Here is a 17,641-nt window from a genome sequence, read left to right as displayed (position 1 = left end):
AGCGGGTCGGCCGGCGTGCAGGGCGCCGGCGGCAACGGCGGCAACGGCGGTAGCGGTGACGTGGCCGGTGGCGGCGTGGGCGGGGCCGGCGGCGCCGGTAACCCGGCGGGCCAGCCCGGCGCCACCGGCCCGGCCGGCACCTACCTGCCCGGTCAGGGCATCACCAAGTAGGTCGCCCGACCGGGCGTTGCGCGTGCCCGGTCAGTGCGCGGCGTCGGGGTCCTCGCCCGGCGCCCAGGTGTGCGGCACCATCGGGATCGTCGGCCGGTCGGCGGCGACGTCGGCCGTCAGCGTGGTCATCCCGGTCGCCGTCGCGGCCGCAGCCCGGTTCGTCCCGGTGAACCCCAGCACTCCGGCGCCGTGCGCCGACGCCTCGGCGTCCAGGTATTCGTAGCGGTCACCCGGGTCGGTCAGCCCGGTGCGACGGCGGCGCTTCCGGCGAGCCGATTCCTCGGCCTGCGCGGCGGAGCCGGCGGTGGCCGCGGCTGCCGGGGCCGCCGCCTTCGTCTCGGTGCGGACCGGCAGCGACGCCCGCGCGCCGGACGTCGGGCCGGCGACCAGGTACGGGAACGCGAAGCCCTGCGCGCCGATCACCGGCGGTGCTCCCGGCGGTGCCGCCGGGGGCGCCATCGTGCTCGGCACCGGGATGCCCGACGCCGCCGGTGGCGCGGCGATCGTGCCGGCCTGCATCGCCGGGGGCGGGGCGACGGCGTCGACCGCGCCCGGCACGATCTGCGGCGGGGCGTCGGGGACGAAGCCCGCGATGGGAGTCGGGGTCTGTATGCCGGCCAGACCGGCCAGGCCGGCCAGCCCCGCGGGGGCGCCGGAGAGCCCGACCGTCGGCACCAGGGCGTACATCATCGGGCTCAGCGTCGACAGCGGCGCCGACAGCCCGGCGATCACCTCGCCGGCGTAGTGCGGGATCACGCCCTGCAGGAAGCCGTCGGTGAGGATCGACTGGAACGGGTTCGGCGACGCCAGGTCGTTCTGGACCGCGGTCACCAACTGATCCCACCGGGACTCCCACCACTCCGGGTTGGTCACGCCTTCGCTGTCCTGGGTGGCGGGCTGACTGCCCGGATCGTTGAGGTGATGGTGCACGTGGATCGGTCCGACGCTGGCGGCGGACGCCGCGATCTGCGGGGCCGCCGTGGTCTGCGGGGTCGCCGCGACCGCGGCGCCGGCGACCGTCTGATACGTCGCCATCGTCGTCGCCGCCTGCACCCACATCCGGATGTAGTCGGCCTCGTTCAGGGCGATCGGCACCGTGTTGATCCCGAAGAAGTTCGTCGCCACCAGCACCCCGTGCACGGCGTGATTGGCGGCCAGCTCGGCCAGGGTCGGCATCGCCGCCAGCGCGGTGGTGTAGGCGGTCGCCGCGGTCTGGTGCTCGGCGGCCGCGGCGGCGCTGTTGCCGCTGGCCCGGGTCAGCCAGGCCAGGTAGGGCACGTTGGCGGCGAGGTAGGACTCGGCGCTGGGGCCCTGCCAGGTGCCGGCCTGCACCGCCGCCAGCATCGCGGCGAGTTCTTCGGCCACCGAGGCGTATTCGGTGCTGAGCGACTCCCACATCGCGGCTGCGGCCAGCAGCGGCCCGGCGCCGGGCCCGCTGCTCAGCAGTGTCGAGTACACCTCCGGGGGGGATGCCATCCAGATTGGTGCCGTCATGACCAGTAGCTCGCCCTTCCGAATGTGCCCGAACTTAAGAAGCTTACAACCTCAAATCTCGAAACACACCTGGATAATTCCTTGGAATGCGGATCGACTGACCGTATTTGTCCGCATATCTGGGTCGACACGGTTTCGGTCGGGTTGGCCGGGTCTCAGCCCGATGCCAGCCGGACCAGAAAACCGCTGGTGAGCAGCTGCCGGGCCAGCTCGATGCGCTGCTGCGGCGTCAATCCGGGCAGCTCACCCACCCGGAACGGCGTGCTGCTGTCGGAGGCGAACCGCAGCGCCGCCTCGTGGTCGGGGGCGGCGCTGATCAGCAACTGGGCGAACTGCAGTGCCACCCGGCCGTCGGTGTTGACCACCCGGGAGTACAGCGGCCGATGCTTGCGCACCAACGTCTGCTCGTCGATGTCGACGACGTCCGACACCCGCCCGACCGGTGGCAGCCGGCCGCGCCGCACCAGCAGATCCTCGAAGGCGTCCAGGCCACCGGCGATCACGGTCGGCTCGGTCAGCAGTCCCAGGGCGTCGTCCACCACCGCCGGAAGATCCGCCCGCACGCCCGGGTCGTCCAGGTAGCGGGCCGCCAGCCGGGTGTGGATGCGGTCGTCGGTGAAGCTCAGCAGCTGCAGCATGTGGGTGAGCAGGTCGAGGACGGTCGGCACGTGGATGCCGACGGTCAGGTGCACCGACGGCTCGGCACCGGTCTCGGCGGCGTGCACCCGGCCGCGTGGCAGGTACAGGGTGTCGCCGGCTTCCAGCACCAGGTCGGTCGGCTCCGGCAGGTCGCCGCCGAACACGTCGGCGACCTCCTTGCGGCGCCGCATGTCGTGCGGGGTCACCGCGGCGTCACCGTAGAGGTGCCAGGTCTTGCGCCCGTGGATCTGCAGCACCAGCACGTCGTGGTGGTCGTAGTGCGGCAGGAAGCCCCGCGACCCCGGCGGGCTCAGGTAGGCGTTGAGTTGCGTCGGATAGTTCAGCTCGACCTCGAGGGCGTGGGTCAGCCCGCCGAGTGAGCGGACGTACCGCTCCAGGTTGTCCAGGATGACCGTGTAGCCATCGGCCAGGTCGTGCCGGACAGCGGCGGTGTTCAGGGTGCCGTCCGGGAGCCGGTAGGCCGCCGCCTCCCGGGACGCCGCGCCGCGCACCGCGTGCACCCCGGCGGGTTCGTCGCGCAGCTGCGCCAGCAGTTCGTCGACCGCCGTCGGCCCGTCCAGCAGCGGAGTGAAATAGCCCGGGTCGCCGCGCCGGATGTGGTGGTGGCGGTCCCCGAACAGCTCGTCGAGGAAACCCTGCACTCCCAGCGGCGCCAGCAACCAGGCCAGATCGATCACCCGACTGAAACTACACCCGCAGCTGCGGCTGTCCTGAGCCTCAGTCGGCGCGGTTGAGCAACAGCGTGTGCGGCACCCCGAGGCGTCCGAGCAGTTGCCGCCACGGCGATTTCAGCAGCCCCGCGGCGTCGGTGGTGTCCACGATCCGCGGATCGGTCACCGCGAACGTCCGGCCGGAGAACTTCACCCGCCCGCCGCCGGCCGCCGTCAGGTTCTTCACCCAGTCCCGGTCGGTCCCGTAGGGCAGCAGCACCGCCACCCCGTCGGGCGTGCGGAACATCGACACCGGGGTGCGGTACGTCGTGCCGGAGCGGCGCCCGGTGTGCTCGACGATCGACCACAGCGGCACGAAACCGGAGACCGGTCGGAACAGTGGATTGGTCACCACCCGGTTGAACCGGGCGCGGCGTTCGGAGAACTGCATGGGTCGATCTTCGGCTAATCCTCACCGACGAGCAGCACCGCCCGCTCGAACGGCAGCCGGGCGAAGATCGGCCGCCAGCGCGGATGCACGTACAGCGCCGCCTCGGCCCGGCTCACCACCCGCGGTTCGGTGACTCGGAAGGACCGGCCGTACCGGCGCAGCGTGCCGCCGCCGGCCGCGCGCAGATTCTTCAGCCAGTCCCGGTTCGGCCCGTAGGTGAGCAGGATCGCCACCCCGTCCCGGGTGCTGAACACGTTCAACGGGGTGCGGTAGGGCTTGCCGGACTGCCGGCCGACGTGCTCGAGGATGCCGAACGCCGGCAGCCAGCCGGCCCACAACCGTTGGATCGGGTTGGTGACGTGCCGATTGAACCGGGCCAGCCATTGCGGAAGTTGCATGTTTCACCGTCTGAGTCATCGACCGGGGGACTGTGATAGTGCTCACCATTGTCCTCGCGCGCGCGGCCGCGATCAAGGTGTGCGACGGTCCACTACACCCTCTAGACCCCCTTGGTCGGCTTGCCCGGATCGGCTGGGACACTGGTCGGCGTGGCTAGCACGGATCAGACGGTGTCGGAACGGCTGTTCGCCGACGCCTGCGCGGTGACACCCGGCGGGGTGAACTCGCCGGTGCGGGCGTTCGCCTCGGTCGGCGGGACGCCGCGCTTCATCGCCGAGGCGGCCGGCTGCTGGCTCACCGACGCCGACGGCAACCGCTACGTCGACCTGGTCTGCTCGTGGGGGCCGATGATCCTCGGCCATGCGCACCCGGCGGTCGTCGACGCCGTGCAGCGGGCCGCCGCCACCGGGCTGTCGTTCGGGGCGCCGACCCGCAGCGAAACCGAACTGGCCGCCGAGATCATCAACCGGGTTGCCGCGGTGGACAAGATCCGGCTGGTCAACTCCGGCACCGAGGCCACCATGAGCGCGCTGCGACTGGCCCGCGGTTACACCGGCCGGGAGAAGGTGGTGAAGTTCTCCGGCTGCTACCACGGTCACGTCGACGCGCTGCTCGCCGACGCCGGCTCCGGGGTCGCCACGCTCGGATTACCGTCCTCACCCGGGGTCACCGGCGCGACCGCCGCCGACACCATCGTGCTGCCCTACAACGATGTCGACGCGGTGCGGGCGGTCTTCGCCGAGCAGGGCGACCGGATCGCCGCGGTCATCACCGAGGCCGCCGCCGGCAACATGGGGGTGGTGGCGCCGGCGCCCGGCTTCAACGCCGCACTGCGCGAGATCACCGCCGCCCACGGCGCGCTGCTGATCCTCGACGAGGTGATGACCGGGTTCCGGGTCAGCGCCGGCGGTTGGTACGGATTGGAGCCGGTGGACGCCGACCTGTTCACGTTCGGCAAGGTGATCAGCGGCGGGCTGCCGGCCGCGGCGTTCGGCGGCCGGGCGCAGGTGATGGATCGCCTCGCGCCGCTGGGGCCGGTGTATCAGGCGGGCACGCTGTCCGGGAACCCGGTGGCGGTGGCCGCCGGGCTGGCCACGTTGCGCTCCGCCGACGCCGCCGTCTACGCCACGCTGGACGCCAACGCCGACCGGCTGGAAGTCCTGTTCGCCAGCGCGCTGACCGATGCCGGTGTGCCGCACCAGATCCCGCGGGCCGGCAACATGCTGGGCGTGTTCTTCACCGACACCCCGGTGACCGACTACGCCGCCGCCCGGGCCAGCCAGACGTGGCGTTATGCCCCGTTCTTCCACGCGCTGCTGGACGCCGGGGTCTACCCGCCGTGCAGCCCGTTCGAGGCGTGGTTCGTCTCGGCGGCGCTCACCGACGACGCGTTCGAGCGGATCGCCGCCGCGCTCCCCGCGGCCGCCAAGGCCGCCGCCGCTGCCACGAAACCGGAGAACTGATGTCCGAACACACCCGCGTCCACCTGGTGCGGCACGGCGAGGTCTACAACCCGGACGGCATCCTCTACGGCCGGCTGCCCGGCTTCCGGCTCTCCGACACCGGGCAGGCGCAGGCCGCCGCGGTCGCCGACGCGCTCGCCGACCGCGACGTCGTCGCCGTCATCGCATCGCCGCTGCAGCGCGCCCAGGAGACCGCCGCGCCGATCGCCGCCGCGCACAACCTGACGATCGACACCGACGACAACCTGATCGAGTCGCTGAACGTCTTCGAGGGCAAGCGGGTCTCACCCGGCGACGGCGTGTGGCGCAGCCCGCGGTTCTGGTGGCATCTGCGCAACCCGATCAGCCCGTCCTGGGGCGAGTCCTACGGTCAGATCGCCACCCGGATGGCGGCCGCGGTGGACAAGGCCCGGGCCCGCGGCGCCGGCCATGAGGTGGTCTGCGTCAGCCACCAGTTGCCGGTGTGGACGGTGCGGCAGTTCCTGACCGGCAAGCGCCTCTGGCACGACCCGCGCAAGCGTGAATGCGAGGTGGGTTCGGTGACCACCCTGGTGTACGACGGCGACGAGCTGGTCGACGTCGAATACCTTGTCCCGGCCCGCGACTGATGAAGCGGACGCTCGTCGTGACAGTGGCAGTGGCCCTGGCACTGCTGGGGTCGGGCTGCGCGACCGGTGACGACGCCGTAACCCACGGCGGCACCTTCGAATTCGTCTCGCCCGGCGGCAAGACCGACATCTTCTACGACCCGCCGGCGGCGCGCGGCAAGCCCGGCAAGGTGTCCGGACCGGACCTGATGGACCTGTCGCGCACCATCGGCGTCGACGATTTCCCGGGCAAGGTCGTCGTCCTCAATGTGTGGGGGCAGTGGTGCGGGCCGTGCCGCACCGAGGTCAGCCAGCTGCAGAAGGTGTACGACGACACCCGTGCGCAGGGGGTGGCGTTCCTGGGCGTCGACGTCCGCGACGCCGACCCGCAGCCGTCCCGGGACTTCGTCAAAGACCGGCACGTCACCTACCCGTCGATCTTCGACCCGGCGATGCGCACGATGATCGCGTTCGGCGGCCGGTACCCGTCGTCGGTCATCCCGGCGACCATGGTGCTCGACCGGCAGCATCGGGTGGCGGCGGTGTTCCTGCGCGAGGTGCTCGCCGAGGACCTGCAGCCGGTGGTGCAGCGGCTGGCGGCCGAGCCCCCCGAGGGGCAGCCGTGACCGGGTTCGCCGCAACCGCGGCCACCGGGCCGCTGCTGCTGGCGGTCGCGGTGGCGGCGCTGGCCGGGCTGGTGTCGTTCGCGTCGCCGTGCGTCGTGCCGCTGGTACCCGGCTACCTGTCGTACCTGGCGGCGGTGGTCGGCGTCGACGAGACCCCGGCCGCGGGTGCGCTGAAGGCACCGCCGTCGGCGAGGTGGCGGGTCGCCGGGTCGGCGGGACTGTTCGTCGCCGGGTTCACCGCGGTGTTCCTGCTCGGCTCGATCGCGGTGCTCGGCATGACCACCACGCTGATCACCAATCAGGTTGTGCTGCAACGCATCGGCGGTGTGGTGACGATCGCGATGGGACTGGTCTTCGTCGGCTTCGTCCCGGCGCTGCAACGCCAGCTGCGGTTCACCCCGCAGCAGCTGTCCACCGTGGTCGGGGCGCCGCTGCTCGGTGCGGTGTTCGCCCTGGGCTGGACGCCGTGCCTGGGGCCGACGCTGACCGGGGTGATCGCGGTGGCCTCGGCGACCGACGGCGCCTCGGTGGCCCGCGGCGTGCTGCTGGTGATCGCCTACTGCCTGGGCCTGGGAATCCCGTTCGTGGCACTGGCGTTCGGATCGGCCAGTGCGGTGGCCGGGTTGAGCTGGCTGCGGACGCACACCCGCGCCATCCAGATCTTCGGCGGGGTGCTGCTGATCGCGGTCGGCGTCGCCCTGCTCACCGGGGTGTGGGCGGACTTCATCTCCTGGGTGCGCGACGCGCTGGTCTCCGACGTCAGGCTGCCGGTATGAGCAAGGCCGTGGCCTGGATCCGCAACACCTGGCGGGCGCTGACGTCGATGGGCACCGCCCTGGTGCTGCTGTTCCTGCTCGCGCTCGGCGCCATCCCCGGCGCCCTGCTGCCGCAGCGGAACCTCAACGCCGCCAAGGTGGATGAATACCTGGCGCTGCACCCGGTGCTCGGGCCGTGGCTGAACCGGGTGCAGGCGTTCGACGTGTTCTCCAGCTTCTGGTTCACCGCGATCTACGTGCTGCTCTGCGTCTCGCTGATCGGCTGCCTGACGCCGCGCACCGTCGAGCAGTTCCGCACCCTGCGCGCCGTGCCGGTGCCGGCGCCGCGCAACCTGTCCCGGCTGCCCAAGCACGCCGCCACCGAGCTGCCCGGCGAGCCGGCGGTGCTGGCGGAGACACTGGCGGCGCGGCTGCGCGGCTGGCGGCGGATCACCCGCACCGGCGACGACACGGTCACCGGCGCGGTCGAGGTCTCCGCGGAGAAGGGGTACCTGCGCGAATTCGGCAACCTGACCTTCCATTACGCGCTGCTGGGCCTGCTGGCGGCGGTCGCCGTCGGCCGGATGTTCGGCTACGAGGGCAACGTGATGGTGATCGCCGACGGCGGCGCCGGTTTCTGCTCGGCGTCGCCGGCTGCGTTCGACTCGTTTCGGGCCGGCACCACCATCGACGGCACCGAACTGCACCCGATGTGCATCCGGGTCAACGACTTCGACGCCAACTACCTGGACTCCGGGCTGGCCACGTCGTTCACCGCACACATCGACTACCAGGCCGGTGACGACCTGGCCGCCGACAACTGGCGGCCGTACCTGCTGGAGGTCAACCACCCGCTGCGGGTCGGCGGCGACCGCGCCTACCTGCAGGGACACGGCTACGCGCCCACCTTCACCGTCGTGTTCCCGGACGGTCAGGCCCGCACCCAGACCGTGCAGTTCCGGCCCGACAACCCGTTGACGCTGCTGTCGTCGGGCGCGATGCGGTTCGACCCGCCGGCCGGCAGGTACCCCGACCCGACCGAGCGCCGCAAGCACCAGATCGGCATCCAGGGCCTGTTCGCCCCGACCGAGCAGCTCGATGACGGGCTGCTGTCCTCGGCGTTCCCGGCGCTGCGCGACCCGGCCGTCGCGATCGACGTCTACCGCGGCGACACCGGCCTGGACACCGGCCGGCCGCAGGGCCTGTTCACGCTGGATTCCCGGCTGATCCACCAGGGCCGGCTGACGAAGGTGGCCCGCGCCAACCTCAAACCCGGCCAGCAGACCCGACTCGACGACGGCACCGTGGTGCGCTTCGACGGCGCGGTGCCGTTCATCAACATCCAGGTGTCGCACGATCCGGCCGAGTTCTGGGTGCTGGTGTTCGCGATGGCGATGATGGCCGGCCTGGTGGTGTCGCTGGTGGTGCGCCGCCGCCGGATCTGGATCCGGCTGAGTCCGGGCGGGACGGCCGGTACGGTGAACGTCGAGGTGGGCGGCTTGGCGCGTACCGACAACTCCGGCTGGGGGGATGATTTCGAGCGGCTGACCTCCCGGCTGTTCACCGGATTCGACCGAGGCGAGGAGGCCTGAGTGAACCGCACTCACATCGACGTCGGGCTGGCCCGCTACTCCGACTGGGCGTTCACGTCGGCGCTGATCGTGCTGGTCGGGGCGCTGCTGCTGCTGGCCGTCGAACTGGCCTACACCCGCAGCCGGGCTTCCGATGAACGCGCGGCTGAGCGTGAACTGGTGGCCGCCGGCGGGGTGACCGCCGACAGCGCCACCCCCGGTGTCGTGCTGCCCGCGGCGCGCCGGTCGGTCGACGAACGGGTCGGCCGGGCCGGGCTGGCCCTGGTCTACCTGGGCATCGCGCTGCTGTTCGGCTGCATCGCGCTGCGCGGGGCCGCCACACTGCGCCCGCCGTGGGGCAACATGTACGAGTTCATCAACCTGACCTGTTTCTCCGGGCTGATCGCCGCCGCCGTCGCGCTGCGCCGCCCGCAGTACCGCAGCCTGTGGGTGTTCGTGCTGTTCCCGGTGCTGATCCTGCTGGCGGTCTCCGGGCACTGGCTGTACGCCACCGCGGCGCCGGTGATGCCGGCGCTGCAGTCCTACTGGCTGCCGCTGCACGTCTCGGTGGTCAGCATCGGCTCCGGGGTGTTCGTGGTGGCCGGTGTGGCCAGCATCCTGTTCGTGCTGCGCCGATCACGGCTCTCCGACCCGGCCACCCCGGGTGTGTTGGCCCGGGTCGTGCGCCGACTGCCGGACGCGCAGACCCTGGACCGGATCGCCTACCGGACGACGATCTTCGCGTTCCCGGTGTTCGGTTTCGGTGTGATCTTCGGCGCGATCTGGGCCGAGGGCGCCTGGGGCCGCTATTGGGGCTGGGACCCCAAGGAGACGGTGTCGTTCATCGCGTGGATCGTCTACGCGGCCTACCTGCACGCCCGGTCGACGGCCGGTTGGCGGGACTACAAGGCGGCCTGGATCAACATCGCCGGATTCGTGGCGATGATCTTCAACCTGTTCTTCGTGAATCTCGTCACGGTGGGGTTGCACTCCTACGCAGGGGTGGGCTGAACCGCACTGACAGGTTCCGCTGGGAGTGCTGCGCTACCCTGCGGTGGCAACCATGAATTGACCACCGATCACTCGACGGGGGATATGTCAGTGTCCGAGCATCCGCCGCACGGCGGCGACGTTCCGCAGGCGTACAGCCAGCCGGAGCAACCCACGACCCAGTTCCGGCCGTACCACCAGGAGGCTGAGGCTGCGGCCGTCGAGGCCGACAGCCCGGAGACGCCGCCGTTCGGCACCCCGGCCGAGACGGCTGCCTACAGCGCCCCGGAGGCAGCCGCTTACGGCGCCCCGGAGGCGCCCGCGTTCGACAACCCGGAGGCGCCCACCTACAGCCACCCGGTCGAGGTCGCCGCCGAGCCGTCGTTCGGCGGCTTCCGCACCGAGCGCCGCTTCCAGGAGCCCTGGCCCGCGCAGCACCCGGTCGAGCCCCAGCCGCAGCAGCAGGCCTGGACGGCCACTCAGAGCTGGAACCCGCAGCCGGCGACCGAGCAGTCGCAGGTCTACTTCGGCGGCGGATCCAACGCCGGCCCGGTCGACGCGCCGTACCGGCCCGGCGCCCCGGCGTCGCCGTACTCGGATCTGTCCACCACGTCGCTGCTGCGGCAGGTCAAGCCGCCGCCGACCAGCGGCTGGCGCCGGCTGCTGTACGTGCTGTCCGGTCAGCTGATCAACGTCGGCGATTCGGCGCGCACCGCCCGCTACAGCGACCTGGTGGTGCAGGCCAACCGGCCGCTGCAGGGCTGCTACCGGATCGCGGTGCTGTCGCTGAAGGGCGGCGTCGGCAAGACCACCATCACCGCCACGCTCGGCGCCACCTTCGCGTCGATCCGCGGTGACCGGGTGGTGGCCGTCGACGCCAACCCCGACCGGGGCACGCTGAGCCAGAAGGTGCCGCTGGAGACCCCGGCCACCGTGCGCCACCTGCTGCGCGACGCCGACGGCATCCAGCGTTACAGCGACGTGCGCAGCTACACCAACCAGGGGCCGAGCCGCCTGGAGGTGCTGGCGTCGGAGAGCGACCCGGCGGTGTCGGAGGCGTTCAGCGCCGACGACTACACCCGCACCCTGCAGGTGCTGGAGCGGTTCTACAGCCTGGTGCTCACCGACTGCGGCACCGGCCTGATGCACTCGGCGATGTCGGCGGTGCTGGACAAGGCCGACACCCTGATCGTGGTGAGTTCCGGCTCGGTCGACGGGGCCCGCAGTGCCTCGGCGACGCTGGACTGGCTGGACGCGCACGGCCACGAGGACCTGGTCCGCCGGTCGATCGCGGTGATCAACGCGGTGCGGCCGCGGTCGGGCAAGGTCGACATGCAGAAGGTCGTCGACCACTTCTCCCGGCGGTGCCGGGCGGTGCGACTGGTGCCGTTCGACCCGCACCTGGAGGAGGGCGCGGAGATCGACCTGAACCGGTTGAAGCGGGAGACGCGTGAGGCGCTGATCGAGTTGGCGGCTGTTGTGGCCGACGGGTTCCCCGGCGACGACCGGTCGAACCAGCACTTCGTCTGAGTCAGCCGGAACCAGTCAGGCCTTCGGGCCGTGATCGCCGCGGCCTAGTCGCCACAGGAATTCGGGGTCGTCGTCGGGTCCGATCACCCGGGTCTTCGGGCGTGCCTGCGCGCGGGCGCTGCGCAGCCCGAAGTAGATGACCGTCCCCAGTGTGACGATGAGGAGCAGGTAGAGCACGGAACACCTCCTGGCGTCCGAATATACCGTCATCGGCACCCGGTTCGGGGCCACTGGGTGACCAGTAGGCTCGACCCGTGACGGAGGGTCGGGCCCAGCGGGGTCGTGCGGTGGTCGATGTTCTCAGCTATACCGCGGCGCGGTTGGCACTGGTACTCGTGCTCAGCGCAGTGATCTACGGGCTGGGACGGCTGGTCGGGGTGAGCGACTTCCCGCCGATCGTCGCGCTGCTGTTCGGCCTGATCATCGCGATGCCGCTGGGCATGTGGGTGTTCGGCCCGCTGCGCCGCCGGGCCACCGCCAGCCTGGCATCGGCGGGCGAGGGCCGGCGCCGGGATCGCGAGCAGTTGCAGGCCCGGTTGCGCGGGGAGGAACCCGCTGAGGAACCCGCCGACGACTGACCCCCGGCGTTGACTGTGCGCCCACCTGTCATCAATGTCCTCAGCGGCCTCGTCTGCCACTTGTGCACCTGGAAGTAAGGCATGGGGTCGGTCAGAGATTGATACCGGATGCGCTATCACCGTCCTGTGGATCGCGACATGATAGCACTGGCGGTATCGAAATCCAGAAGGTCCACATCCTCCTGACCGGGGGCTGCTGAGGCCTATGTGACAGCGAGTGCACCCGCCACCGCGGTCGACCACACCAGCATCGCCAGACCGGTGTCACGCAGCACCGGGATCAACTCACCACCGCCCCGACCGGACCGCACCGGCCGGGCCGCCCGCACCGCCAGCGGCACCGCGACCAGCCCCAGCGCACACCACGGCGTCGCCAAAACCAGCGCCAGCGTCAGCACCCCCGGCAGCGCCAGCAGCAGCTGAAACAGCACCCGGGTCCGGGCGTCGCCGAGCCGCACCGCCAGCGTCGTCTTCCCGGCCACCGCGTCGGTGGGAATGTCGCGCAGGTTGTTGGCCACCAGCACCGCCGACGACAGGGCGCCGACCGCCACCGCCAGCGTCCACCCCACCCAGTCCACCCGCAGCGCCTGGGTGAACTCGGTACCCAGCACGGCCACCAGGCCGAAGAACACGAACACCGCCACCTCGCCGAACCCGGCGTAGCCGTACGGCCGGGAGCCGCCGGTGTACAGCCACGCCCCGGCGATGCAGCCCGCCCCGACCGCCAGCAGCCACGGGGCGCTGACCAGCGCCAGGGCCAGCCCGGCCACCGCCGCCACCGCCAGCGCCGTCACCGCGGCGGCCAGCACCGCGCGCGGGGTGGCCAGCCACGAGCCGACCAGGCGCACCGGCCCGGTCCGGTCGTCGTCGGTGCCGCGGATGCCGTCGGAGTAGTCGTTGGCGAAGTTCACCCCGATGATCAGCGCCACCGCGACGGTCAGCGCCAGCAGCGCCCGCCACCACACCGCGCCGCCCAGCCAGGCCGCCGCGCCGGTGCCGGCGATCACCGGGGCCACCGCGTTCGGCAGCGTCCGGGGCCGCGCCCCCTCGATCCACTGTGCAAAGTCGGCCACCAGCCGATCCTGCCACGGGCGTATCGGAGAATGATCGCCATGATCGGGGTCATCGGCGGTAGCGGCTTCTATTCGTTCTTCGGCGACGACGCGCAGCGCGTCGACCTCGACACCCCCTACGGCACACCCAGTGCACCGGTCACCGTCGGCACCGTCGGCGGCCACGACGTCGCGTTCCTGCCGCGGCACGGTGAACGGCACGAGTACTCGCCGCACACCGTGCCCTACCGGGCGAACATGTGGGCGCTGCGCACGCTGGGGGTGCGCCGCATCTTCGCGCCGTGCGCGGTCGGCAGCCTGCGGCCCGACCTGCAGCCCGGTGCGATCGTGGTGCCGGACCAGTTGATGGACCGCACCCGCGGGCGGGCCGACACCTACTTCGACGAGGGCGGGGTGCACGTCGAGTTCGCCGACCCGTACTGCCCGGCGCTGCGGTCGGTGGTCACCGGGATGGCCGACGTGGTCGACGGCGGCACCATGGTGGTGATCCACGGGCCCCGGTTCTCCACCCGGGCGGAGAGCCAGTGGTACGCCCGCGCCGGGTTCAGCCTGGTCAACATGACCGGCTACCCGGAGGCGGTGCTAGCCCGGGAGTTGGAGATGTGTTACGCGGCAATCGCTTTGGTGACCGACGTGGACGCCGGTGTGGACGTCGGCGACGGCGTGCGGATCACCGACGTGATGGCCGAATTCGCCAAGAACATCGAACCGTTCAAGAAGCTGGTGCACCGGGCGATCGAGCAGGTCGACGCCGAGCGCACCTGCACGCACTGCCTGCCGCATCAGGGCGTGCAGCTGCCGTTCGAACTGCCCTGAGCTACTCCGGGGCAGGGTCGGCTTCGTCGCCGGCTGAATCGACTTCGCCGCGATAGATTCTCGGTCCGCCGACCGGGATCCGGACGGTGGTGTCCGCGGACCGGAAGATCCGTGGCGACCCCGCGGCACCGGGTTTGGGTCGAGCCCTCCGACGACGCGGGAGTCGGCCGACAACGATCGCGACAGCCAGCCCGTACAGCGCCAACCCGCACAGCACCACGTCGAACGTGCTGGTGATCTGCTGGGCGAGACCGTTGCCGTACACCGGATGCGTCAGCGCGGCCGAGCGCTGCGGATCGGCAAGGCGCGGAGCCAATCCGACGCCGACCATGATCCGGGCGATGGTGAACCCGAGCAGCACCGCGCTCACCGACCAGATCGCGGCCGCCGGCAGCGACCGGTTGCTCAGGTTGATCCGCAGCCAGATCGCGATGACCGCGGCCACCAGGTCGAACGCGGCCATCGTCGCACTGTCGTACGGCGAGTACGGCAGGTGCAACGTCACCGCGACCACCAGGTCGGTGATCCGCATCAGGGCCGAACCCACACACCAGACGACGATGAGCAGCAGGGTGTTTCCGGTCGCGTCGAGCCAGGCGGGGGCCGGTGAACCACGCAGCACCGGAACCAGGAAGATAGCCGCCGCTGCCGCCCACGCCAGGTATCCCTCGAAACCGACACCCGCGGTGGAGGTGTTCTGCGCGATCCCGTGGAACCCGTCGATGATCCGGCCGGCCGGCAGCAGCCACACCAGCACACCGGCGCCCAGTGTCGAGACGCCCAGCACCACGGTGGCGATCCGAGACCGACTGTCGGCGTGCACAATCCAGCGCGCTCCGGCGTACACGGTCACCCAGGCGACGGCCGCGTACACCACTGCGGTCGCGATGATCGCCACGTGCTGCCGGCCGAACCCGTCGCCGGAATGCGGGTCGGGCAGGGCGTAGCGCACCCGCCAGTAGAGGTTGAACAGCGCGCTCGCCCCGGCGCCGATCATCGCGGCGAAACCGAGGAATCGCACTGTTCGCGGCCGGCTTTCGATGCGCGCGGCCAGCAGTGCTCCGGCGACGCCCAGAAAGGCGCCCGGCCCCACCCCACCCGGCGGGTGATCGGTCCCGCCGTACCGGACCGTCTGCACCACGTCGAAAACCACTGCGGCACAGACCAGCAGCAGGTACGGGGTGTTGAGCGTGACCCGCAGCCGCCGGATTCCGATCGACGCCAGCGACAGCACCGTCGCAGCCGCCAGCACCGCGAACAGTCGTCGGTCGCTGCCGGGGATGCCGAGGCCGAGGTAGAGATTCCACGGCAGCACCAGCGCACCGCACAGCAGCAACCCGGCGACGGCATCCCGGCCGAAGGACCGTCGGGTCGACTCACGCGTCATCTGCCCACCATAACCGTGCTGCCTGCGGGTATCGGTGTGCAGCGACGGTTCGCTCGGGTCGCGGTGTCGCCCGGCGCGACTAGACTGGCGAAGCGATTCGACGGCGGAAGGGAGACACGCGATGGACGTCGCGTTGGGCGTGTCGGTTTCCGACGCGATCGCCCGCCTGGCGCTCGTCGAATCCGCCGGCGGCGGTGATGCGGTACTCGATGAGTCGCTGCTCGACCTGGCGCAGGAGCCGGTTGAGACGCTCACCGAGACCGTGATCGGAACGCACCGAATGCTGGCCGACGAGGGGCACCGGCTCGTCGCCACCCGGCTGTCCTGGACCGACGCGGACGCGGTGACGCGACTGCGTCAGGCGCTGGACGACGCCGGCGTGCGTGACGTCACCGTGCTACCCGGTGCGCGCTCGGCGGTGGCGCTGGCGCGCAACCTGGCCGCCGACGCCGGGGAGACGGCACTGCTGCCGACGGGCGCCGGTGACGCGACCACCGCGGCGCCGGCGGTGACCGCCGCCGAAGCGACCGCGCTGGCACCGGCGCTCGCCCCGGACGAGTCGACCGCCCCGCCGACCGAGGTGACACCGGCGGTGCCCGACGCGGACGCCGAGCATCAGCTGGCCTACTCGATGACCGACGACGACTCCGAGTTGCTGCCACTGGAGTACGACGGCGACGACTACGAGAGTGACTACGACGGCGGCACCTACGACGAGATGTTTGACGACGGCGCCGGTATCGACGTAGCGAGTCTGGCACCGCCGGTCGGCCGGGCGCTGCTGGTGGGCAGTTCGGTCGGCGGCATCCTCGTCGCCGGCTGCGCGGCGCTGGCGGTCGCGGTCACGATCGGCATCCGGCCGACCGCCGCCGCCGTTGTGCAGCAACCGGTTCAGGCGCAGCCGCAGGTGGCGCCGCAGCCCGTCCCGGGCAACTTCGTGCCCCCGCTGCCGGCGCCGAAACCGGTCCCGGTGCGGCCGCCGGTGGAGAATCCCGTTGGGGGCGAGTCGGTTCCGGTGCCGCAGGCACCCGCAGCCGTTCCGGCGCCGACGATCCCGATTCCGAGTGCGGTGCCCGCCCCGGCGCCGGCGCCGCCGGTCATCCCGGTGCCCATCCCGATCCCGATCATTCCCGGGCCGATCGGCGGTGCGGGCGGTCTCGGTGGTCTCGGTGGGTTGGGCGGACTCGGCGGGCTCAACCCCGATGGTATCGCGGGCAGTAACGGCGAGATCGGCTCCGGCGGTGGGCAACTCGGCGGCAGCGGCGGTGGTGTCGGCGGTTCCGGTTCGGGTGTGGGCGGGACCGATGGCGGCGGCGGATCCCATGGCGGCACCGGCGGTTCCGGCGGGACGACGGGTGGCAGCGCCGGCGGTTCCGGCAACAGCACCGGTGGGTCGGACAGCAGCGCCGGTTCGGGCGGTGAATCGAGCGGTACGGGTGGCTCGGGTGGGTCAGACAACAGCACCGGAGGCTCGGGATCGGGTAGCGGCACCGGGTCGGGATCGGGTGGCACCTCCGGCGGTTCCGGGTCCGGCGGCGGCGCCGGGTCGAGCGGCGGGACCGGCGATTCGGGAGGCTCGGGCAGCACTCCTGGTGGATCCGGGCCCGCCACCGGCGCCGGCGGGTCGAGCGGCAGTGGCGCCGGCGGTTCGGGTTCAAGCGATAGCGGCAGCACCGGGTCGGGCGGCACTAGCGGCAGCGGGTCGGGTAGCGGCACCGGGTCGGGTAGCAGTGGCTCCGGCGGCAACTCCAGCGACTCCGGCGGTTCGGGGAGTACCCCCGGCGGTTCGGGGTCGAGCGGCAGCAGTGGCTCAGGTGGCGGCTCGTCCAGCGGGTCGAGCGGTGGTCACTCGGGTGGCGGGCCGAGTGGCGGGTCCTCCGGCGGGTCGAGCGGCGGATCCTCCGGCGGGTCGAGTGGCGGATCCTCCGATGGAGGCCTCGGTGGCGGTGGACATTCCGGCTTCGGCGGAGGCTCCAGTTCCGGTTCCAGTGGTGGGTCCGATTCCGGTTCGAGCGGTGGATCGGGCGGTGGCCTCGGCGGCTTCGGTGGCGGTGGTCATTCCGGTGGTGGCTCTGATTCGGGTTCCGGTGGTGGCCTCGGCGGTTTCGGTGGCTTCGGCGGCGGTGGCCACTCCGGTGGTGGGTCCGATTCCGGCTCGAGTGGTGGATCGGGTGGTGGCCTCGGTGGCTTCGGTGGCGGTGGTCATTCCGGTGGTGGCTCTGATTCGGGTTCCGGTGGTGGCCTCGGCGGTTTCGGCGGTTTCGGCGGGGGTGGTCACTCCGACGGCGGCAGCGGTTCGGGCGGCGGCTTCGGCGGCGGCTCGGGTGGTGGCTTCGGTGGCTTCGGTGGCGGCTCCAGCAGTGGCGGCTCAAGCGGTGGTAGCTCAAGCGGAGGTGGGCTCGGCGGCTTCGGCGGTTTCTTCGGCGGCCACTGAGCCGCG

At 71.6% G+C, this 17,641-nt stretch carries 17 protein-coding genes; 10 read left to right on the top strand and 7 right to left on the bottom strand.

From position 1 onward, the window contains the following. Positions 1 to 201: 201 nt before the first annotated feature. The 4 genes from KIH27_RS12555 to KIH27_RS12540 form a co-directional block, all read right to left on the bottom strand. Entirely contained in the window at positions 202 to 1,665 is a 1,464-nt protein-coding gene (locus KIH27_RS12555; protein WP_214093276.1) for a PPE family protein, read from the bottom strand. A gap of 155 nt (positions 1,666 to 1,820) precedes the next feature. Further along, positions 1,821 to 3,002 (bottom strand): cupin domain-containing protein, encoded by a 1,182-nt coding sequence (locus tag KIH27_RS12550; protein WP_214093275.1) that lies wholly within the window; start codon positions 3,000 to 3,002, stop codon positions 1,821 to 1,823. A 40-nt stretch (positions 3,003 to 3,042) separates the two neighbouring features. Beyond that, positions 3,043 to 3,426 (bottom strand): nitroreductase family deazaflavin-dependent oxidoreductase, encoded by a 384-nt coding sequence (locus tag KIH27_RS12545; RefSeq protein WP_214093274.1) that lies wholly within the window; start codon positions 3,424 to 3,426, stop codon positions 3,043 to 3,045. A 14-nt stretch (positions 3,427 to 3,440) separates the two neighbouring features. Then, on the bottom strand, positions 3,441 to 3,824 hold the full coding sequence (locus KIH27_RS12540; RefSeq protein ID WP_214093273.1) for a nitroreductase family deazaflavin-dependent oxidoreductase: 384 nt from the start codon (positions 3,822 to 3,824) through the stop codon (positions 3,441 to 3,443). Positions 3,825 to 3,974: 150 nt separating this feature from the next. Between KIH27_RS12540 and hemL the strand changes: the two genes are divergently transcribed. The 7 genes from hemL to KIH27_RS12505 all read left to right on the top strand — a co-directional run bounded on the left by hemL (position 3,975) and on the right by KIH27_RS12505 (position 11,347). Then, positions 3,975 to 5,288, top strand: a complete 1,314-nt coding sequence (gene hemL / locus KIH27_RS12535) for a glutamate-1-semialdehyde 2,1-aminomutase (protein ID WP_307856864.1) — start codon at positions 3,975 to 3,977, stop codon at positions 5,286 to 5,288. Beyond that, positions 5,288 to 5,896, top strand: a complete 609-nt coding sequence (locus KIH27_RS12530; RefSeq protein ID WP_214093272.1) for a histidine phosphatase family protein — start codon at positions 5,288 to 5,290, stop codon at positions 5,894 to 5,896. Before hemL ends, KIH27_RS12530 begins: the two co-directional genes overlap by 1 nt. Then, on the top strand, positions 5,896 to 6,501 hold the full coding sequence (locus KIH27_RS12525) for a TlpA disulfide reductase family protein (RefSeq protein WP_214093271.1): 606 nt from the start codon (positions 5,896 to 5,898) through the stop codon (positions 6,499 to 6,501). The genes KIH27_RS12530 and KIH27_RS12525 overlap by 1 nt, the downstream gene beginning before the upstream one ends. Beyond that, on the top strand, positions 6,498 to 7,277 hold the full coding sequence (locus tag KIH27_RS12520) for a cytochrome c biogenesis CcdA family protein (RefSeq protein ID WP_214093270.1): 780 nt from the start codon (positions 6,498 to 6,500) through the stop codon (positions 7,275 to 7,277). Before KIH27_RS12525 ends, KIH27_RS12520 begins: the two co-directional genes overlap by 4 nt. Beyond that, positions 7,274 to 8,848 (top strand): cytochrome c biogenesis protein ResB, encoded by a 1,575-nt coding sequence (gene resB, locus KIH27_RS12515; RefSeq protein ID WP_214093269.1) that lies wholly within the window; start codon positions 7,274 to 7,276, stop codon positions 8,846 to 8,848. Before KIH27_RS12520 ends, resB begins: the two co-directional genes overlap by 4 nt. Beyond that, positions 8,849 to 9,838, top strand: a complete 990-nt coding sequence (ccsB, locus tag KIH27_RS12510) for a c-type cytochrome biogenesis protein CcsB (protein ID WP_214093268.1) — start codon at positions 8,849 to 8,851, stop codon at positions 9,836 to 9,838. A gap of 84 nt (positions 9,839 to 9,922) precedes the next feature. Next, positions 9,923 to 11,347 carry a nucleotide-binding protein gene (locus KIH27_RS12505; RefSeq protein WP_372451361.1) on the top strand — a complete coding sequence of 475 codons (1,425 nt, stop codon included), beginning with the start codon at positions 9,923 to 9,925 and terminating at the stop codon, positions 11,345 to 11,347. A gap of 15 nt (positions 11,348 to 11,362) precedes the next feature. On the opposite strand, the gene KIH27_RS12500 is transcribed toward KIH27_RS12505, so the two are convergent. Further along, positions 11,363 to 11,524 (bottom strand): hypothetical protein, encoded by a 162-nt coding sequence (locus KIH27_RS12500; RefSeq protein ID WP_214093266.1) that lies wholly within the window; start codon positions 11,522 to 11,524, stop codon positions 11,363 to 11,365. 77 nt (positions 11,525 to 11,601) lie between these two features. Between KIH27_RS12500 and KIH27_RS12495 the strand changes: the two genes are divergently transcribed. Continuing rightward, the gene (locus tag KIH27_RS12495) at positions 11,602 to 11,925 is read left to right on the top strand and encodes a DUF4229 domain-containing protein (RefSeq protein WP_214093265.1); all 324 of its coding nucleotides are present in this window, start codon (positions 11,602 to 11,604) and stop codon (positions 11,923 to 11,925) included. Positions 11,926 to 12,128: 203 nt separating this feature from the next. On the opposite strand, the gene KIH27_RS12490 is transcribed toward KIH27_RS12495, so the two are convergent. Then, positions 12,129 to 12,998 carry a 1,4-dihydroxy-2-naphthoate polyprenyltransferase gene (locus KIH27_RS12490; RefSeq protein WP_214093264.1) on the bottom strand — a complete coding sequence of 290 codons (870 nt, stop codon included), beginning with the start codon at positions 12,996 to 12,998 and terminating at the stop codon, positions 12,129 to 12,131. 39 nt (positions 12,999 to 13,037) lie between these two features. Between KIH27_RS12490 and KIH27_RS12485 the strand changes: the two genes are divergently transcribed. After that, positions 13,038 to 13,814 carry an S-methyl-5'-thioadenosine phosphorylase gene (locus KIH27_RS12485; RefSeq protein WP_214093263.1) on the top strand — a complete coding sequence of 259 codons (777 nt, stop codon included), beginning with the start codon at positions 13,038 to 13,040 and terminating at the stop codon, positions 13,812 to 13,814. A gap of 1 nt (position 13,815) precedes the next feature. On the opposite strand, the gene KIH27_RS12480 is transcribed toward KIH27_RS12485, so the two are convergent. Next, positions 13,816 to 15,201, bottom strand: coding sequence for a DUF7937 domain-containing protein (locus KIH27_RS12480; RefSeq protein WP_214093262.1), 1,386 nt, complete (start codon positions 15,199 to 15,201; stop codon positions 13,816 to 13,818). 121 nt (positions 15,202 to 15,322) lie between these two features. Here KIH27_RS12480 and KIH27_RS23000 point away from each other — a divergent pair, with 121 nt between their 5' ends. Next, positions 15,323 to 17,635 carry a DUF7159 family protein gene (locus KIH27_RS23000; protein WP_214093261.1) on the top strand — a complete coding sequence of 771 codons (2,313 nt, stop codon included), beginning with the start codon at positions 15,323 to 15,325 and terminating at the stop codon, positions 17,633 to 17,635. Positions 17,636 to 17,641: the final 6 nt, after the last annotated feature.

It is taken from the genome of Mycolicibacter acidiphilus, assembly GCF_018455725.1.
GTDB classification, from domain to species: Bacteria; Actinomycetota; Actinomycetes; order Mycobacteriales; family Mycobacteriaceae; genus Mycobacterium; species Mycobacterium acidiphilum.
Note: the sequence above shows the minus strand (reverse complement) of the source record. Positions and strands in the feature narration are given on the sequence as shown.

Bases quoted from the DNA above. Each gene is read 5' to 3' on its own strand.
- KIH27_RS12485 (WP_214093263.1), top strand. From the start codon at position 13,038: ATGATCGGGGTCATCGGCGGTAGCGGCTTCTATTCGTTCTTCGGCGAC.
- KIH27_RS12530 (WP_214093272.1), top strand. From the start codon at position 5,288: ATGTCCGAACACACCCGCGTCCACCTGGTGCGGCACGGCGAGGTCTAC.
- KIH27_RS23000 (WP_214093261.1), top strand. From the start codon at position 15,323: ATGGACGTCGCGTTGGGCGTGTCGGTTTCCGACGCGATCGCCCGCCTG.
- KIH27_RS12525 (WP_214093271.1), top strand. From the start codon at position 5,896: ATGAAGCGGACGCTCGTCGTGACAGTGGCAGTGGCCCTGGCACTGCTG.
- KIH27_RS12540 (WP_214093273.1), bottom strand. From the start codon at position 3,824: ATGCAACTTCCGCAATGGCTGGCCCGGTTCAATCGGCACGTCACCAAC.
- KIH27_RS12545 (WP_214093274.1), bottom strand. From the start codon at position 3,426: ATGCAGTTCTCCGAACGCCGCGCCCGGTTCAACCGGGTGGTGACCAAT.
- resB (WP_214093269.1), top strand. From the start codon at position 7,274: ATGAGCAAGGCCGTGGCCTGGATCCGCAACACCTGGCGGGCGCTGACG.
- KIH27_RS12505 (WP_372451361.1), top strand. From the start codon at position 9,923: ATGTCAGTGTCCGAGCATCCGCCGCACGGCGGCGACGTTCCGCAGGCG.
- KIH27_RS12555 (WP_214093276.1), bottom strand. From the start codon at position 1,665: ATGACGGCACCAATCTGGATGGCATCCCCCCCGGAGGTGTACTCGACA.
- KIH27_RS12480 (WP_214093262.1), bottom strand. From the start codon at position 15,201: ATGACGCGTGAGTCGACCCGACGGTCCTTCGGCCGGGATGCCGTCGCC.